This window comes from Streptomyces sp. NRRL S-455 (assembly GCF_000717875.1).
GTDB lineage: Bacteria > Actinomycetota > Actinomycetes > Streptomycetales > Streptomycetaceae > Streptomyces.
The window spans coordinates 65,828-82,324 of record NZ_JOCT01000034.1 but is presented as its reverse complement, the minus strand read 5'-3'; the positions used below and the strand labels follow the sequence as shown (position 1 = coordinate 82,324).

Sequence of the window (16,497 nt, the reverse complement as noted above, 5' to 3'; positions counted from 1 at the left end):
CCACATGTACGTCACCGGCGGTGTGCTGCTGCCGTTCTTCTCCTTCATGACGTTCCTCATCGCCGTCCCGACCGGTGTGAAGTTCTTCAACTGGATCGGAACGATGTGGAAGGGCTCGCTGTCCTTCGAGACGCCGATGCTCTGGGCCACCGGCTTCCTGATCACCTTCACCTTCGGTGGTCTGACCGGTGTCATCCTGGCCTCGCCGCCGATGGACTTCCACGTGTCGGACTCGTACTTCGTGGTGGCCCACTTCCACTACGTCGTCTTCGGCACCGTCGTCTTCGCGATGTTCTCCGGCTTCCACTTCTGGTGGCCGAAGTGGACCGGCAAGATGCTGGACGAGCGCCTCGGCAAGATCACCTTCTGGACGCTGTTCATCGGCTTCCACGGCACGTTCCTGGTCCAGCACTGGCTGGGTGCCGAGGGCATGCCGCGTCGTTACGCCGACTACCTGGCGGCCGACGGCTTCACCGCGCTGAACACGATCTCGACGATCAGCTCGTTCCTGCTCGGCATGTCGCTCTTGCCGTTCTTCTACAACGTGTGGAAGACGGCCAAGTACGGCAAGCCGGTCGGCGTCGACGACCCGTGGGGCTACGGCCGCTCCCTGGAGTGGGCCACCTCCTGCCCGCCGCCGCGGCACAACTTCATCACCATGCCGCGGATCCGCAGTGAATCCCCGGCGTTCGACCTGCACCACCCGGAGATCGCCGCTCTCGACGCGCTCGAGAACGCGGGCCACGGCGACAAGGCCCTCGCTGGCGGCAAGGAGGCCGGCAAGTGAAGATCCAGGGCAAGATGTTCATGTGGCTGAGCGTCTTCGTGCTCGTCATGGCGGTCGTCTATGGCGTGTGGTCGAAGGAGCCGGCCGGCACCACGGCCCTCTTCCTGGCCTTCGGCCTGTGCATCATGATCGGCTTCTACCTCGGCTTCACGGCCAAGCGGGTGGACGTCGGCGCGCAGGACGACAAGGAGGCGGACGTCGCGGACGACGCCGGCGAGGTCGGGTTCTTCAGCCCGCACAGCTGGCAGCCGCTCTCCCTGGCCATCGGTGGCGCCCTCGCCTTCCTGGCGGTCGCCATCGGCTGGTGGCTGATGTACTTCTCGCTGCCGATCATCCTGATCGGTATCTGGGGCTGGGTCTTCGAGTACTACCGCGGTGAGAACCGCACCCAGTAACACGGGCCGAGCGCTTCAGGGGCCCGGACACTCCGAGAGGAGCGTCCGGGCCCCGCCTTTTGCCACGAAACGTGTCACTCGTACGAGTCATTCAGCGTGCCGCTGTTGACTGTGCTTCCTAGCGTGAGGTCATGAGCCACATAGTGATCTCCCGCCCCGCCGTCAGGTGCACGCTGCTGGTGACAGCCCTCTGTGCGGGCGTCACCGCCTGCGGCTCCGACGGCAACCCTCTCTCCCACCGCCCCTATGACGCGGCGGGCCAGATCTCCGTCAACGCACCCTCGGGGGAGCGCAAGAAGGCCGACCCGGACAAGCCCCTGGAAGTGGTCGCCGCGGACTCCGACGGGCGCATCACGGACGTCACGGCCTACGACGCCACCGGACGCTACGTGGCCGGTGAACTCGCAGCCGACGGCGGCCGCTGGTACAGCACGTCACCCCTCGCCGCCCACGCCAGCTACACCGTCCGGGTGAGCACGGAGAACGAGGACGGGGCGCCCGGCCGCAAGGTCCTCACCTTCGACACCGGCATGCCCACCACCAAGAAACGCCTGGACGTCACCTTCGGCCCCAAGGCGGGCACGTACGGCGTCGGCCAGCCCGTCACGGCCGAGCTGAGCCAGCCGGTCAAGGCCAGAGCCCAGCGGGCCGTCGTCGAACGCGCCCTCAAGGTCTCCTCCATGCCCGCCACGGACGGCGCCTGGCACTGGGTGGACGACAAGAAGCTCCACTATCGGCCGAAGGACTACTGGCCCGCACAGGCCACCATCCAGGTCCGCAGCAACCTGGCCGGCATCAAGATCGGTGACCGCATGTGGGGCGGCAAGGCCAAGCCGCTGACCATCACCACCGGCGACAAGCTGGTCGCCGTCACGGACGCCGCGGCGCACCAGATGACGGTCTACAAGAACGACGAGGTCGTCCGTCAGATACCCGTGACCACCGGCAGACCCGGCTACGACACCCGCAACGGCGTCAAGGTAGTCCTGGCCAAGGAGGGCACGGTCCGCATGACCAGCGCCAGCATCGGCGCCTCGGACTTCTACGACCTGATCGTCCACCACTCCGTGCGGGTCACCAACAGCGGCGAGTACGTCCACGCCGCCCCCTGGTCGGTCGGCTCCCAGGGCGCCGCCAACGTCAGCCACGGCTGCACCGGCATGAGCACCGAGAACGCCGCCTGGTTCTACGACACCGTCCGCGAGGGCGACATCGTCAAGGTCATCAACTCCGGCGGCGAGTCGATGGCCCCCTTCGGCAACGGCTTCGGCGACTGGAACCTCGACTGGGCGAAGTGGCGCACCGGCAGCGCCCTCATCGGCGGCACCCCCGACGGCCCCACCCCGGCGGACCGGGCCCGCCTGAGGCCCCAGAGCGTCTAGACGCCCTCTGGGGCAGCGCCCCCCAGGGGCGCGGGGCTGTGCCGACATGCGGCTCCGCCGCGTGGGCGCGACAAGCCACAGACCACCCGCACCCGCCCAACAACGGGAAGCCCCGAGCCCCTAGGCGCTCAAAGCCGCCTTCTCCCGCAGCAAAGACGCCAGAGCCGCCGCGAACTCCACCGGCTCCACCGGCAGGGTCACCGCCGACTCCGCCCGGCTCCAGGTCGCCAGCCACGCATCCTGCGGCCGCCCGATCAGCAACAGCACGGGAGGACAGTTGAAGATCTCATCCTTGATCTGTCGGCAGACCCCCATGCCCCCCATCGGCACGGCCTCACCGTCCAGCACGCAGACGTCGATCCCACCCCGGTCCAGTTCCCTGATCACCGCGCCAGGAGTCGCGCACTCCACGAACTCCACCACAGGGACGTCCGGAGCCGGCCGTCGGCCGGTCGCGAGCCGCACCTGCTCGCGGGTGTTGGAGTCGTCGCTGTAGACCAGCACCGTGGCGGTCGGCTGCATTGTTCCTCCGTGACGTCAGCGTCGTAAGGACAGGCCCGTGGGGCGGATGCTACTCCCTTGAACACCACGTCAACACCGGTACGACCGGTCCAGACACTCCGAACAGCACCCCCCGGAGTGAGGGCGGGATAAGCGACCGACATAATGTCGGTCGTGGCGACAGCAACGACAGTAGAAACCGGGCACGCGCACCCGTCGGTCAACCGGCCGAACCTCACCAGCGTCGGAACCATCATCTGGCTGAGTTCCGAGCTGATGTTCTTCGCGGCCCTCTTCGCGATGTACTTCACCCTGCGATCGGTGACGGGTCCCGATCACTGGAAGGAGATGGCTTCCCATCTCAACTTCCCGTTCTCGGCGGCGAACACCACCATCCTGGTGCTCTCCTCGCTCACCTGCCAGCTCGGTGTCTTCGCCGCCGAGCGCGGTGACGTGAAGAAGCTGCGGATGTGGTTCATCGTCACGTTCGTGATGGGTGCGATCTTCATCGGCGGCCAGGTCCTCGAGTACACCGAGCTGGTCAAGGAGGCGGGCCTGTCCCTGTCCTCCGACCCGTACGGCTCGGTCTTCTACCTGACCACCGGCTTCCACGGCCTGCACGTGACAGGCGGTCTCATCGCCTTCCTGCTGGTCCTCGGCCGGACCTACGCGGCGCGAAGGTTCACCCACGAGCAGGCGACGGCCGCGATCGTCGTGTCCTACTACTGGCACTTCGTCGATGTCGTCTGGATCGGCCTCTTCGCCACGATCTACATGATCAAGTAGCCGGGCCGCACGCGCGCCCGTCGCGGCACGCATCCCAGAAGCATCGACGCAGAAGATCCTGACACCGGGGTAATCCGTGAAAAAGCTCTCCGCACGACGACGCCACCCGTTGGCGGCGGTCGTCGTCCTACTCCTCGCGCTGCTCTTCAGCGGGGGGCTGTACGCCGTGTTCGCACCCACGAGCAAGGCTGAGGCCGACGAAACCGCCCAGTCCCTCACCATCGAGGAGGGCAAGAAGCTCTACGCCGTCGGCTGCGCCAGTTGCCACGGCACCGGCGGTCAGGGCACCTCCGACGGGCCGAGCCTGGTGGGCGTGGGCGCCGCGGCCGTCGACTTCCAGGTGGCCACCGGCCGTATGCCGGCCGCCACCTCCCAGGGCCCGCAGGTCCCGCGGAAGAAGAACATCTACAGCCAGGCCGAGATCGACCAGCTCGCGGCCTACATCGCCTCCCTGGGCGCCGGTCCGGCCATCCCGACGGAGGAGCAGTACGGCCCCGAGGGCGCCGACATCGCCAAGGGTGGTGAGCTGTTCCGCAACAACTGCGCGCAGTGCCACAACTTCACCGGCAAGGGCGGTGCGCTCACGCACGGCAAGTACGCGCCCACCCTCGAGGACGTGGACCCGAAGCACATCTACGAGGCCATGCAGACCGGCCCGCAGAACATGCCGTCCTTCCCTGACACCACGCTGTCGGAGAAGAACAAGAAGGACATCATCGCGTACCTGGACGCGGTCAACAGCAGCAAGTCGGAGAGCCCCGGCGGCCTCGAGCTCGGCGGCCTCGGGCCGGTCAGCGAGGGTCTGTTCGGCTGGATCTTCGGTCTCGGCGGGCTGATCGCCGTCGCCGTGTGGGTCGCCGCCCGGACCGCAAAGGCCAAGAAGTCATGAGTAGCCAAGACATTCCAGAAGAGAACCTGCCTGCCAAGCAGCAGTCCGCAGGACATGACGAGCACGGGCACGACGCCGTGAGCGTCCCGGACGACAAGCACCCGTTCGCCGACCCGGGCCTGCCTCCCCACGAGCACCGGATCCAGGACGTCGACGAGCGGGCCGCCAAGCGGTCCGAGCGCACGGTCGCCCTGCTGTTCACGGTGTCGATGCTGGCCACCATCGCCTTCATCGCCGCGTTCGTCGCGATCCCGGTCGACAAGTCGGTCTACATCTTCCCGCTCGGCCACATCAGCGCCCTGAACTTCGCGCTGGGCCTCACGCTCGGCATCGCGCTGTTCTGCATCGGCGCGGGCGCCGTCCACTGGGCCCGCACCCTGATGTCCGACGTGGAGATCGCCGACGAGCGGCACCCGATCGAGGCTTCGCCCGAGGTCCGCGAGAAGGTCTTCGCCGACTTCAACCAGGGCGCCAAGGAGTCCGCGCTCGGCCGCCGCAAGCTGATCCGCAACACCATGTTCGGTGCCCTCACGCTGGTGCCGCTCTCCGGTGTCGTGCTGCTGCGCGACCTCGGTCCGCTGCCCGAGGACAAGCTGCGCCACACGCTGTGGTCCAAGGGCAAGCTGCTCGTCAACATGAACACGGACGAGCCGCTGCGTCCGTCCGACGTCGCCGTGGGTTCGCTGACCTTCGCCAAGCCCCAGGGCCTGGAGGAGCACGACCACGAGTTCCAGAACGAGATCGCCAAGGCCGCCCTGATGATCGTCCGGATCCAGCCGGAGGACATCAAGGACAAGCGCGAGCTCGAGTGGTCGCACGAGGGCATCGTCGCGTACTCGAAGATCTGCACCCACGTCGGTTGCCCGATCTCCCTGTACGAGCAGCAGACGCACCACGTGCTCTGCCCCTGCCACCAGTCCACCTTCGACCTCTCCGACGGTGCCCGAGTGATCTTCGGTCCCGCCGGTCACGCCCTGCCGCAGCTCCGCATCGGCGTGAACGACGAGGGCTACCTCGAGGCGCTCGGCGACTTCGAAGAGCCCGTCGGCCCTGCTTTCTGGGAGCGCGGATGAGCACTGCACAGACACGCCGCAAGGCGCCCGCCGGAGAGCGGGTCGCCGACTGGGCCGACGGCCGCCTCGGGATCTACTCCCTGGCCAAGGCCAACATGCGCAAGATCTTCCCGGACCACTGGTCCTTCATGCTGGGTGAGATCTGCCTCTACAGCTTCATCATCATCATCCTCACGGGTGTGTACCTGACGCTGTTCTTCCACCCGTCGATGAACGAGGTGGAGTACCACGGCAGTTACGTCCCGCTGCAGGGGCAGCTGATGTCGGAGGCGTTCGCCTCCACCCTGGACATCAGCTTCGACGTCCGCGGTGGTCTGCTCATCCGGCAGATCCACCACTGGGCGGCGATCGTCTTCCTCGCCGGCATGTTCGTGCACATGATGCGCGTCTTCTTCACCGGCGCGTTCCGCAAGCCGCGCGAGATCAACTGGCTGTTCGGCTTCCTGCTGTTCGTCCTGGGCATGTTCACCGGTTTCACCGGCTACTCGCTCCCGGACGACCTGCTCTCCGGCACCGGTGTCCGCTTCACCCAGGGCGCGATCCTGTCCGTGCCGATCGTCGGCACGTACATCTCGATGTTCCTGTTCGGCGGGGAGTTCCCGGGTACCGACTTCGTCGCCCGGTTCTACTCGATCCACATCCTGCTGCTGCCGGGCATCATGCTCGGGCTCGTGGTCGGCCACCTGATCCTGGTCTTCTACCACAAGCACACGCAGTTCGCGGGTCCCGGCCGGACCAACAAGAACGTCGTCGGCATGCCGCTGCTGCCGGTCTACATGGCCAAGGCCGGAGGCTTCTTCTTCCTGGTCTTCGGTTTCATCGCGGCCCTCGCCGGCATCGCGACGGTCAACCCGATCTGGGTCCTGGGCCCGTACCGCCCCGACATGGTGTCGACCGGTGCCCAGCCGGACTGGTACATGGGCTTCGCCGAGGGTCTGATCCGGGCGATGCCGGGCTGGGAGATCAACCTCTGGGGCCACACACTCGTCCTGGGTGTGTTCATCCCGCTGGTGGTCTTCGGTCTGTTCCTCGGCATGATCGCCCTCTACCCGTTCATCGAGTCGTGGGTCACCGGGGACAAGCGCGAGCACCACATCCTGGACCGGCCGCGCAACGCCCCGACCCGGACGGGCTTCGGTGTCGCGTGGGTGACCGCCTACATGATCATGCTGATCGGTGGTGGCAACGACATCGTCGCCACGCACTTCCACCTGTCGATCAACGCGGTCACCTGGTTCGTCCGGATCGGGTTCTTCGTCGGACCGGTCATCGCGTTCATCGTCACCAAGCGCATCTGCCTCGGCCTGCAGCGCCGGGACAAGGACAAGGTGCTGCACGGCCGCGAGTCGGGCATCATCAAGCGCCTGCCGCACGGTGAGTTCATCGAGGTGCACGAGCCGCTCAGCCAGGAGCAGATGTACACGCTCACCGCGCACCACCAGTACGAGCCGATCGAGATCGGCCCGACGGTCGACGAGAACGGTGTCGAGCGCAAGGTGAAGGGCACCGAGAAGCTGCGCGCCAAGCTCAGCGAGTCGTACTACGGCGAGGGTGCCCAGATCCCGAAGCCGACCGCCGAGGAGTACCGGGAGATCACGAGCGGCCACGGCCACCACTGATCACTGCTTCGCCACGCCACACGAGGGGCCCCGTCCGGTGTTCGGACGGGGCCCTTCGCGGTGTCCCGGGCTGGATAGGGTGAGACCACAGCTTTTACGTGGCGCACGACGACCCAGGAGCGGCTTATGAGCGCTGTGACCCCCGCTGGAGGCGACACCGCGGCGGGCCGCACCTGGCCCGCCCTGCTGAACGGCCTGCTCGACCGCCGGGACCTGACCGCAGACGACACCGCCTGGGCGATGGACCTCATCATGCGCGGCGAGGCGACGGACGCGCAGATCGCCGGGTTCGTGGTGGCCCTGCGTGCCAAGGGCGAGACCGTCGAGGAGATCGCCGGGTTCGTCCGGGCCATGTACGAGCACGCGAACGTGATCGAGGTGCCGGGCCCGGCCGTCGACATCGTCGGCACCGGCGGCGACGGGGCGAAGACCGTCAACATCTCCACGATGTCGGCCATCGTCATCGCCGGTACCGGAGCCAAGGTCGTCAAGCACGGCAACCGCGCCGCGTCGTCGGCGTCCGGGGCGTCGGACGTCCTGGAGAAGCTCGGCGTCAACCTGGAGCTGCCCACGCACCGGGTGGCAGGGGTCGCCGAGGAGGCCGGGATCACCTTCTGCTTCGCGGCGAAGTTCCACCCCGCGATGCGGTACGCGGGCGCGGCCCGTGGCCAGTTGGGCATCCGGACGATCTTCAACGTCCTCGGTCCGCTGACCAACCCGGCGAAGGTGCGGGCCCAGGCCGTCGGGGTCGCGGACCCGCGCATGGCGCCGATCGTCGCGGGCGTCTTCGCCGAGCGCGGCCACTCGTCCCTGGTCTTCCGCGGCGACGACGGCCTCGACGAACTGACCACCACGGCCACGTCCCGGGTGTGGATCGTCCGCGACGGCAAGGTGACCGAGGAGGCCTTCGACCCACGCGACGTGGGCATCGAACTGGTCCCCGTGGAGGCCCTGCGCGGCGCGGACGCCTCCTACAACGCGGAGGTCGCCCGCCGCCTGCTCGACGGTGAGACCGGGCCGGTCCGTGACGCCGTGCTGCTGAACTCGGCGGCGGCGCTGGTGGCGCTGGAGCCTGGCCCGGGGACGCTGGCCGAGCAGATCCGCGCCGGTATGGCGAAGGCCGCCGAGTCCATCGACTCCGGGTCCGCCAAGCGAACCCTGGAGCGGTGGGTCGCCGCGAGCAACACCTAGCGCGGGGTGTCCCGCGATCCGGACGCGGGTTGCGGGACCCTCGATCATTCCCGTACGTTCCTGTCCAGGTCATGAGTGACAGTCATGAGGCCCCGGCCGACTGTCCGGCAACCCTCCGTCCGTGGCGGGGTGCCCCGGGTGAAGACCAGGCCGTGGTCAGCAAGGTCCACGGCAAGCGCGGACCCCTCGCACGCTACTGATTCAGCGAGGGCAGGGGTCCTGGTCGTCGAGGAGCCCCCCGTGAGCAAGCGAATGCGTTAGGGCCGCAGAGCCCCGCCTCCGCACACCCTTTCTCTCTCACCCCAGGTTTCTCACGGGAGTTCAGCCATGTCCGTCTCCACGCTCGCCGCCGACCAGTCTGTTTGTGCCCCGCTGCCCGTTCTGGGCCGGGATGTCACCGTGCCGCTCGTCACCGGAGGCGAGGTCACCTACGCCGCGCTCGACTACGCCGCCAGCGCTCCGGCGCTCCAGCGCGTCTGGGACGACGTCGCCGCCTACGCCCCGTACTACGGCAGCGTCCACCGCGGCGCCGGGTACCTGTCCCAGCTGTCCACCGACCTGTTCGAGAACGCCCGCCGGACGGTCGCCGAGTTCCTCGACTGCCGGGCCGGTGACCAGGTGGTGTTCACCCGCTCCACCACCGACTCCCTGAACCTCCTCGCCGCCGCGCTCCCCGCCGGTTGCCAGGTCTTCGTCTTCGAGACCGAGCACCACGCCTCCCTGCTGCCCTGGCGCGACGCCCAGGTCACCTACCTCGACGCCCCGACCAGCCCCGGCCAGGCCGTCGAGACCCTGGAGCGCGCCCTCACCGCCCGGGCTGTGTCGATCGAGGGGGGTCACGGCCCGGCCCTCGTCTGCGTCACCGGCGCCTCGAACGTCACCGGCGAGCTGTGGCCCGTCCGGGAGCTCGCGGCGGCCGCCCACGCCCACGGCGCCCGGATCGTGCTCGACGCCGCCCAGCTGGCCCCGCACCACCCCGTTTCCGTCCAGGACCTCGACGTCGACTGGGTCGCCTTCTCCGGCCACAAGCTGTATGCCCCCTTCGGTTCCGGCGTCCTGGCCGGGCGGGCCGACTGGCTGCGCGAGGCCGAGCCGTACCTCGCCGGCGGCGGCGCGAGCCGCAAGGTCACCCGGCGCGCCGACGGGGGAGTGGACGTGGAGTGGCACGACAGCGCCGCCCGCCACGAGGCCGGCTCGCCCAACGTCATCGGCGCCCACGCCGTCGCCTCGGCCTGCAAGGCACTGACCGAGGCCGGCTTCGACACTCTCGTCGCCCGCGAGCAGTACCTCGTCCGCACGGTGCGCGACGGCCTGGCGGACGTCCCGGAGGTGCGGTTCCTGTCCCTCTTCGGGGACGACGCGCCGCGCGTCGGTGTGCTCTCCTTCGTCGTCGAGGGCTGGAACAGCTCGCACTTCGCCGCCGCCCTGTCCGCCGAGTACGGCATCGGGGTGCGGGACGGCCTCTTCTGCGCCCACCCACTGGTACGCACGCTGCTCGGCAGCGACCCGCAGACGCAGGGCGAGTGCGGGTCGCCCGAGGCGGCGCCCGGCGAGAAGTCGCTCAACGCGATCCGGGTCAGCTTCGGAGCGGGGACCCCCGACGAGCACGTCGAGCGATTCGTCACCGCCGTGAAGGAACTCGTGCGGGACGGCGCCCAGTGGAACTACCGCACGCAGCACGGGCGTTGCGTGCCGGACACCTCGGCGTGAACCGGCTGGGGCAGCCGGGCCCCCAGGACGATCATCCGTAGGGCGCGCTCGGTGGCGTCGGTGAGCAGTTCGCTCGCGCGGACCAGGGCCTCGGCCAACTCCATCGGAGCGGGCAGGATGCCGTGGCAGGCGTCCACACCCGGCACGTCGTGCGCGCCCTCGCTGAGCGTGCCCGCGAGGGCGAGGACCGGACGGCCGTGCAGCTTGGCCCGGCGGGCCACCTCCGCCGGTACCTTGCCGCGCGGCGTCTGAAGGTCCAGCGCGCCCTCGGCGGTGACGACCAGGTCGGCGCGGGCCAGCCGGGCGTCGAGGTCGAGGTGGTCCAACAGCACGTCGAAGCGGGGGAGGAGACGGGCGCCGAGGGCGGCGAGACCGGCCCCCAGTCCGCCCGAGGCTCCGGTTCCGGGGCCGTGGCGGAGGCCCGTGTCCGGGACGGCGACGTCGCGGGTCAGGACGAACGCCCAGTTCTCCAGACCGGCCGACAGCTCCTCGACCTGCTCGGGCGTCGCGCCCTTCCGGGGACCGAAGACCCGGGCCACGCCGCGTTCCCCGCACAGCACGTTGTAGGGGTTGCGGGCGACGAGCAGCTCCGCTTCCGCCAGCCGTGAGTCCAGGCCCCGCGGATCGATGCGGTGCAGGCGGGTCAGCTCCCCTCCTCCGTACGGCAGTTCCCGGCCGCCGTCGTCGAGGAGCCGGGCCCCGAGCGCCTGGAGCGCGCCCGCGCCGCCGTCGGAGGTGCCCGAGTCGCCGAAGCCGACGAGGATCCGCCGGACGCCCAGATCGAGCGCCGAGCGGATCAGCTCTCCGACGCCGAACGTGGTGGTGGCACGCGGGTCGCGCAGGCCGGGAGGGACGAGGGAGAGGCCGGCGACCGCGGCCATCTCCACCACGGCGGTGTCCCCGCCGCCGAGGACGGCGAAGTGCGCGGGGACGGTCTCCCCGGTTGTCGACGTCCCGCAGCAGGAACGAGCGGGTGGTCATGGCCACCGAGGCGAACGCGACCGCCATCACGAGCAGCAGCCACAGCAGGATGCGGACCCGGGCGGAGACCCGTCGTCGGCCGGCGTCAGTTGTCGGAGCCGGGGCCGTCGTCGTCGCCCGGTTCGTCGTCTCCGGCGCCCCTGCCTCGGTCGTCGTCGTCATCGTCACTCGCTGAGCGGTCGGTCACCGGAGGCCGCGAGACGACTTCGTCGGCCGGTGCGGACTCGGGCGGCGTGGGCCTGGAGGTGGGCCTGAGGGTGGAGGTGGGCGCGGGCGAGCCGTGGTCCAGCTCCACCTGCTGGGACGGGACCTTGGGCGAGGCGGGACGGTCCGCGAGGGCGTAGCTGGTCGCGGCGATGCCCAGCGGGATCAGCACCACGGCGGACAGGGCCCCCGGCCGCGTACGTCATCTTCCAGCGGCAGGTGGTGCAGGGGCTGACGGCGGGGCGTGGCGGGGTGCCGCTGCGCCCACCCTCCCCCAAGCTCTCGGCTTCGCTCGAGCAGGGGGGACCCCCATCGCCCCAGCGGCACGACTGCCCGCAGCGAGGACAGCCCGCACCCGCGTACGCACGGAAGGGGACGTGTCGGGGGGTGTCCGCCCGCAGCTGGTTGGCGCGTCAACGGACAGTGAGTCGGTGTCCGACCCCATCGCGCCGTTCCGAGGACGGGCACCCCCCGGCGCGGCCCCGACCCACCACGAAGCCGCCGGCGCTACCCGCACCCCCACCGAAGCAGCAACAGGAGCCGCAGGCACCCGGCGACAGAAAGCGACGGGAGAAAGCCATGCGCATGATCCTGGGGCCGCGACCCGCGGGGGATCATGAACCCCGGATGAAGAACTCTTCATCCGGCCTCGGAGGTACTCGGGCGGCCGCGGTTCCTAGTTGTCCAGCCCGATCGAGAACGCCGCCTCGAGATCGTGCTGCGAGTACGTCCGGAACGCCACGTGCGTGTCGGTCCCCTCCACGCCGGGGATCTTGCTGATCCGGCCGGGGATGACCTCCGCCAGGTCCTCGTGCTGCCGCACCCGGACCATGGCGATGAGGTCGTAGGTGCCGGTGACGGAGAAGACCTCGCTGACGCTGTCCAGCGCCGCGATCGACTCCGCGATCTCGGGGATCCGGTCCACGCTGGTCTTGATGAGCACGATCGCGGTGATCACGGCTGGTTCTCTCCCTCGGCGGGCGGAGCAGGGGCGGCCTTCACTCTAGTAGGGCTGGTGAGACGGCCGTAGCGGACCGACGTGTAGGCGAAGCCCAGACCGAATCCGATCAGGTGGGCGAGGTAGGCCACCCCGGGCCCCTCCGAGGCCCGCCCCGCCGCCAGCCACTGCAGCGCCGCCCAGAACGGCAGCACCACCCATGCGGGGAAGCGCACCGGCAGGAAGAAGAGGAACGGCAGGAGACTGGTGACCCGGGCCCGGGGGAACAGGTACAGGAACGCACCGAGGACCGCCGAGATCGCCCCCGACGCACCGACCAGTGACTGCCCGGAGTCCGCGTTGGCGACGGCGTAGCCCAGCAGGGCCAGATATCCGCAGCCGACGTAGAACAGGGTGAACCGCACCCGGCCCATCCGCTCCTCGGTCATCGCCCCGAAGACGTAGAGGAAAAGCATGTTGCCGAGCAGGTGCACCCAGCTGCCGTGGACGAAGAGCGCTGTCGCGGGGGTCAGGGCCGATCCGGCGGATCCCTCGAACAGATCTGCGGGGATCACGCCCCAGCGACGGAAGTAGGCCCGTTGCGCGGCGAGCAGGTCGTCGCCCGTGCCGTACGCCGGGCTGAGGCCCGAGGCGGGGCCGGCCAGGAAGACCACGCAGCACACGGCGATCAGTGAGTACGTCACCGGCGCCGACGGCCTCCTGGTCGATCCGCCGCCCCGGACGAGCGGCGCACTCCACTTCCCGATCATGAACACAGAGCATGACGTAACCGGACGCAACAGTGCAGACCGCCTCGCCGCCGTGGACGCGTGGGCGACGAGGACCCGCCAGGCCGTAGGGTTACGGACCACACGCACCGGGGAAGCCGGTGGCGTCACGGACACTAGAAGGAAAGAGAACAGGTCACGATGACGGTTCCCCTGCCGACCGCCGAGACGCGGTGGCGCTGCACCCTCTGCGGCAACCTCACGCGGTTCGACGTGACCCGCTCGTCGAAGGTCGTCGAGTACGTCCACCTCGATCTGGCCGGAGAGCCCAAGGTCGAGGAGCGCGAGGTGCTCAGTGAGACCATCGAGTCGGTGCGCTGCCGCTGGTGCAACGCGGTGGACCAGGTGGAACTCGTGGACAGGCCGGGCGCCGGCTCCTGACGGGAGCGGGCCCCGCACAGGCGTTTGGGGTGTGACGGATGGTGGAGACCACAGGCGGGGGGCCGGGCGACGGCGCCGCTGAGGTGCTCGACCGTCCGCTGCCCGACGGTGTACGCCGCAGGGTCGTGCAGATCGTCTCCGACGGCTTCGGCTCGCTGACGGTCGGCGAGCTGCCCGCGCAACTCAGGCAGTACGCCCGGTTCGCCCCGAACCGGCGGGCCAAGTTCGCCGGCAACGCCATGGCAGCGGCGCTGGAGACCGACACGCTGTTCCGGCAGCGCATCGGGGAGAAGCTCAGAGAGGCCCAGCCGGAACTGACCGGCGCCCTCGACTCAGGATCCCCGCCCCCGGCCGCGGACCCGCTCGACGTGGCGGCCGCGGCCTACGTACTGAGGCCCCTCGGCTGGGTGAAGCTGGTGACCGCAGCCGGCGAGGAGGCCCAGCGGGCCGACGCCGAGCGCGCCGACGAGGAGAACCGGGCCGAGCTGGAGCGGCTGCGCGCCGAGCTCGACCGCGCCCGTGAGCACACCCGGGCCGAGACCGAGCGGCTGCGCACGGAGCTGGAATCGGCCAAGAAGGAAACCGAGTCGCTGCACCGCAAGCTCCGCGCCGCCGTCAGCGACGTCAAGCGCGGCGAGGCCGCCCTGCGCAAGGCGCACGGCGAGATCGAGGCCGTCCGCGCCGAGGGCCAGGCCCAGGTGTCCGCGGCCGAGAGCGAGACCCGGCGGCTCAAGGCCCGGCTGGGCGAGACCGAAGCCGCCCTGGAAGCCGCGCGGCGGGCGGCCCGCGAGGGCCGCAGCGTCGAGGACATGCGGGTCCGGCTGCTGCTGGACACCCTGCTCGACGCGACCCAGGGCCTGAGGCGTGAACTGGCGCTGCCACCGGTGTCGGTGCGGCCCGCCGAGACCGTGGACGCCGTCGAGCCGGGCCGGATGAGCCCGAAGGACATCGCCGCCCGCGCGCTCTCCGAGAACGACCCGCAGGTCCTCGACCAGTTGCTGGCGCTGCCGCAGGCCCACCTCGTCGTCGACGGTTACAACGTCACTAAAACGGGTTATCCGCAAATGCCCCTGGAGAAGCAGCGTCTGAGGCTGCTGGGGCAGCTCTCACAGCTGGCGGCGCAGAGCGGTGCCGAGGTGACGTGTGTCTTCGACGGGGCCGAACTGGCCGCGCCCGTGCTGCTCGCGCCGCCCCGCGGGGTGCGCGTGCTGTTCTCGAAGCCGGGCGTCACCGCCGACGAACTGATCCGCCAGCTGGTGCGCGCCGAACCGCCCGGCAGGCCGGTCATCGTGGCCTCGACCGACCGCGAGGTCGCCGACGGCGTGGCCCGCGCGGGCGCCCGCCCCGTCGCCTCGGCGACGCTCCTCAAGCGCCTTTCGCGCGCCTAGCGGCGGTACGGGCGAGACGTAACGTCCGTGCTTGATGCCCGAATTGATGAGACCTGTGCGCCACGTTGAGTCAAGTGGGTCTCACTGCCTGTGAGTCCAGGGGAAAAGTTCGCCTACCGTGACGTGATTTTTCATCTGAGGATTTGAACTGATCACAGGAAGGTCACTAGGGTCAGGCCGCGAACCTCCGCTCGGGTGATCGCTCACTGGGAGCGACGGCGGAGGGCCCCCGAAGGAGCTTGTCACCCGTGGCGTCCCACCGTCGTCCCAAGCAGCCGAGCCGCGCACGTGTGACCGTGTTGACCACCGCCGCCGCGGCCGCCGTCGCCTTCAGCTCGCAAGCCGCCAACGCCGCGCCCAGCGAGAAGCCGAGCAAGGACGAGGTCAAGGCCAAGGTCGACAAGCTCTACGAGGAGGCGGAGCAGGCCACCGAGAAGTACAACGGGGCCAAGGAGAAGCAGGAGAAGCTCCAGAAGGAGATCTCCACCATCCAGGACAACGTCGCCCGCGGCCAGGAGGAGCTCAACGAGCTGCGCGACAGCCTGGGCCTCGCGGCCGCGTCGCAGTACCGCACCGGCTCCATCGACCCGTCGGTCCAGCTCTTCCTCTCCTCGGACCCGGACAGCTACCTCGACAAGGCCTCCACGCTCGACCAGTTGAGCAGCCAGCAGGTCGAGGCGCTGAAGAAGGTCCAGGAGAAGCAGCGCGAACTCGCCCAGGACCGCGCCGAGGCCTCCGAGAAGCTCAAGGACCTCGCCTCCACCCGCACCGAACTCGGCAACAAGAAGAAGGAAGTCCAGGGCAAGCTCGCCTCCGCGCAGAAGCTGCTCAACAGCCTCACCGCCGCCGAGAAGCAGCAGCTCAAGGAGGAGCAGGAGCGCGCCAGCCGCGACAGCGCGCGCGACGCCCTCACCGCCAACGTCCCGCCGGGCTCCGGCCGGGCCGCCGCCGCCTTCGCCTTCGCGCAGAGCCAGCTCGGCAAGCCCTACGTCTACGGCGCCACCGGCATGAGCTCCTACGACTGCTCCGGCCTCACCTCCCGGGCGTACGCCGCGGCCGGCGTGCAGATCCCGCGCACCTCCGAGGCCCAGACCGGGGCCGGCACCAAGATCTACTCGGTCAGCCAGCTCAAGGTCGGCGACCTGGTCTTCTTCTTCGACGACCTGCACCACGTGGGCCTCTACGCCGGCAACGGGCAGATCATCCACGCCCCGCGCACCGGCACCGTCGTCCGCTACGAGTCGATGGACACCATCGGCGGCCCCTTCATGTTCGGCGTCCGCGTCTGACCAAGCCCCCCAAGATCAGGACACCGTGTCCGCCGATCGGGGGAATCCCGGAAGCCTCGACTGAGCCCGCGCCCCGCCAGTGACCTGCGTCAGTGGCGGGGCGTCGTGCCGCGCACCCACGGATGGTCGTTGGCGGTCCCCTGCCACGGGGCTACTGTCTGCCGCGTTTCCTCATCCGCCAGCGGAAGGAGAGCGG

At 69.6% G+C, this 16,497-nt stretch carries 16 protein-coding genes, 1 pseudogene and 1 riboswitch; of the genes and pseudogenes, 12 read left to right on the top strand and 5 right to left on the bottom strand.

Translation table 11 applies throughout. The annotated features are described in order from the left end of the window. The 3 genes from IE97_RS0134025 to IE97_RS0134015 form a co-directional block, all read left to right on the top strand. Positions 1–787, top strand: a 787-nt coding sequence (locus IE97_RS0134025) for a cytochrome c oxidase subunit I (RefSeq protein ID WP_030249493.1), incomplete at its 5' end; no start/stop codon positions are given. Beyond that, positions 784–1,182: a cytochrome c oxidase subunit 4 gene (locus IE97_RS0134020; protein WP_030249490.1), complete on the top strand. Its 399-nt coding sequence runs from the start codon at positions 784–786 to the stop codon at positions 1,180–1,182. The genes IE97_RS0134025 and IE97_RS0134020, both read left to right, overlap by 4 nt. Before the next feature lie 131 nt (positions 1,183–1,313). Next, positions 1,314–2,564 carry a L,D-transpeptidase gene (locus tag IE97_RS0134015; RefSeq protein WP_030249487.1) on the top strand — a complete coding sequence of 417 codons (1,251 nt, stop codon included), beginning with the start codon at positions 1,314–1,316 and terminating at the stop codon, positions 2,562–2,564. 120 nt (positions 2,565–2,684) lie between these two features. Here the strand turns inward: IE97_RS0134015 and IE97_RS0134010 are convergent, their stop codons facing one another. Next, entirely contained in the window at positions 2,685–3,086 is a 402-nt protein-coding gene (locus tag IE97_RS0134010) for a response regulator transcription factor (RefSeq protein ID WP_030249482.1), read from the bottom strand. Between the two features lie 144 nt (positions 3,087–3,230). Here IE97_RS0134010 and IE97_RS0134005 point away from each other — a divergent pair, with 144 nt between their 5' ends. The 6 genes from IE97_RS0134005 (at position 3,231) to IE97_RS0133980 (ending at position 10,333) form a co-directional block, all read left to right on the top strand. Further along, positions 3,231–3,851, top strand: coding sequence for a cytochrome c oxidase subunit 3 (locus IE97_RS0134005; protein ID WP_030249479.1), 621 nt, complete (start codon positions 3,231–3,233; stop codon positions 3,849–3,851). A 76-nt stretch (positions 3,852–3,927) separates the two neighbouring features. After that, positions 3,928–4,740: a c-type cytochrome gene (locus IE97_RS0134000; protein WP_030249475.1), complete on the top strand. Its 813-nt coding sequence runs from the start codon at positions 3,928–3,930 to the stop codon at positions 4,738–4,740. After that, positions 4,737–5,813 (top strand): ubiquinol-cytochrome c reductase iron-sulfur subunit, encoded by a 1,077-nt coding sequence (locus IE97_RS0133995; RefSeq protein WP_030249471.1) that lies wholly within the window; start codon positions 4,737–4,739, stop codon positions 5,811–5,813. The genes IE97_RS0134000 and IE97_RS0133995 overlap by 4 nt, the downstream gene beginning before the upstream one ends. Then, positions 5,810–7,432: a cytochrome b gene (locus IE97_RS0133990; RefSeq protein WP_030249468.1), complete on the top strand. Its 1,623-nt coding sequence runs from the start codon at positions 5,810–5,812 to the stop codon at positions 7,430–7,432. The genes IE97_RS0133995 and IE97_RS0133990 overlap by 4 nt, the downstream gene beginning before the upstream one ends. A gap of 126 nt (positions 7,433–7,558) precedes the next feature. Further along, on the top strand, positions 7,559–8,623 hold the full coding sequence (gene trpD / locus IE97_RS0133985) for an anthranilate phosphoribosyltransferase (protein WP_030249465.1): 1,065 nt from the start codon (positions 7,559–7,561) through the stop codon (positions 8,621–8,623). Between the two features lie 67 nt (positions 8,624–8,690). Further along, positions 8,691–8,807: riboswitch (SAM riboswitch) on the top strand. A gap of 143 nt (positions 8,808–8,950) precedes the next feature. Beyond that, on the top strand, positions 8,951–10,333 hold the full coding sequence (locus tag IE97_RS0133980) for an aminotransferase class V-fold PLP-dependent enzyme (protein WP_030249462.1): 1,383 nt from the start codon (positions 8,951–8,953) through the stop codon (positions 10,331–10,333). On the opposite strand, the pseudogene IE97_RS0133975 reads toward IE97_RS0133980, so the two are convergent. The 4 genes and pseudogenes from IE97_RS0133975 to IE97_RS0133960 all read right to left on the bottom strand — a co-directional run. Next, positions 10,288–11,286, bottom strand: a pseudogene (locus tag IE97_RS0133975) (glycerate kinase); the annotation flags it as partial. The gene IE97_RS0133980 and the pseudogene IE97_RS0133975 sit on opposite strands and share 46 nt — an antisense overlap. A 113-nt stretch (positions 11,287–11,399) precedes the next feature. Further along, on the bottom strand, positions 11,400–11,693 hold the full coding sequence (locus tag IE97_RS0133970; RefSeq protein WP_234331887.1) for a small secreted hydrophilic protein: 294 nt from the start codon (positions 11,691–11,693) through the stop codon (positions 11,400–11,402). A gap of 501 nt (positions 11,694–12,194) precedes the next feature. Continuing rightward, positions 12,195–12,476: an Lrp/AsnC family transcriptional regulator gene (locus IE97_RS0133965; RefSeq protein WP_030249451.1), complete on the bottom strand. Its 282-nt coding sequence runs from the start codon at positions 12,474–12,476 to the stop codon at positions 12,195–12,197. Next, positions 12,473–13,225 (bottom strand): rhomboid family intramembrane serine protease, encoded by a 753-nt coding sequence (locus tag IE97_RS0133960; RefSeq protein WP_030249446.1) that lies wholly within the window; start codon positions 13,223–13,225, stop codon positions 12,473–12,475. The genes IE97_RS0133965 and IE97_RS0133960 overlap by 4 nt, the downstream gene beginning before the upstream one ends. 159 nt (positions 13,226–13,384) lie before the next feature. Between IE97_RS0133960 and IE97_RS0133955 the strand changes: the two genes are divergently transcribed. The 3 genes from IE97_RS0133955 (at position 13,385) to IE97_RS0133945 (ending at position 16,301) form a co-directional block, all read left to right on the top strand. Continuing rightward, positions 13,385–13,624, top strand: a complete 240-nt coding sequence (locus tag IE97_RS0133955; protein ID WP_003989675.1) for a hypothetical protein — start codon at positions 13,385–13,387, stop codon at positions 13,622–13,624. Between the two features lie 38 nt (positions 13,625–13,662). Further along, positions 13,663–15,012, top strand: a complete 1,350-nt coding sequence (locus IE97_RS0133950; protein WP_030249440.1) for an NYN domain-containing protein — start codon at positions 13,663–13,665, stop codon at positions 15,010–15,012. A gap of 248 nt (positions 15,013–15,260) precedes the next feature. Beyond that, entirely contained in the window at positions 15,261–16,301 is a 1,041-nt protein-coding gene (locus IE97_RS0133945; RefSeq protein ID WP_030249438.1) for a C40 family peptidase, read from the top strand. The last annotated feature ends 196 nt before the right edge of the window (positions 16,302–16,497 follow it).

Coding starts and splice junctions, on each gene's coding strand:
- IE97_RS0134015 (WP_030249487.1), top strand. CDS start 1,314: ATGAGCCACATAGTGATCTCCCGCCCCGCCGTCAGGTGCACGCTGCTG.
- IE97_RS0134010 (WP_030249482.1), bottom strand. CDS start 3,086: ATGCAGCCGACCGCCACGGTGCTGGTCTACAGCGACGACTCCAACACC.
- IE97_RS0134005 (WP_030249479.1), top strand. CDS start 3,231: ATGTCGGTCGTGGCGACAGCAACGACAGTAGAAACCGGGCACGCGCAC.
- IE97_RS0133995 (WP_030249471.1), top strand. CDS start 4,737: ATGAGTAGCCAAGACATTCCAGAAGAGAACCTGCCTGCCAAGCAGCAG.
- IE97_RS0133990 (WP_030249468.1), top strand. CDS start 5,810: ATGAGCACTGCACAGACACGCCGCAAGGCGCCCGCCGGAGAGCGGGTC.
- trpD (WP_030249465.1), top strand. CDS start 7,559: ATGAGCGCTGTGACCCCCGCTGGAGGCGACACCGCGGCGGGCCGCACC.
- IE97_RS0133980 (WP_030249462.1), top strand. CDS start 8,951: ATGTCCGTCTCCACGCTCGCCGCCGACCAGTCTGTTTGTGCCCCGCTG.
- IE97_RS0133960 (WP_030249446.1), bottom strand. CDS start 13,225: ATGATCGGGAAGTGGAGTGCGCCGCTCGTCCGGGGCGGCGGATCGACC.
- IE97_RS0133955 (WP_003989675.1), top strand. CDS start 13,385: ATGACGGTTCCCCTGCCGACCGCCGAGACGCGGTGGCGCTGCACCCTC.
- IE97_RS0133950 (WP_030249440.1), top strand. CDS start 13,663: ATGGTGGAGACCACAGGCGGGGGGCCGGGCGACGGCGCCGCTGAGGTG.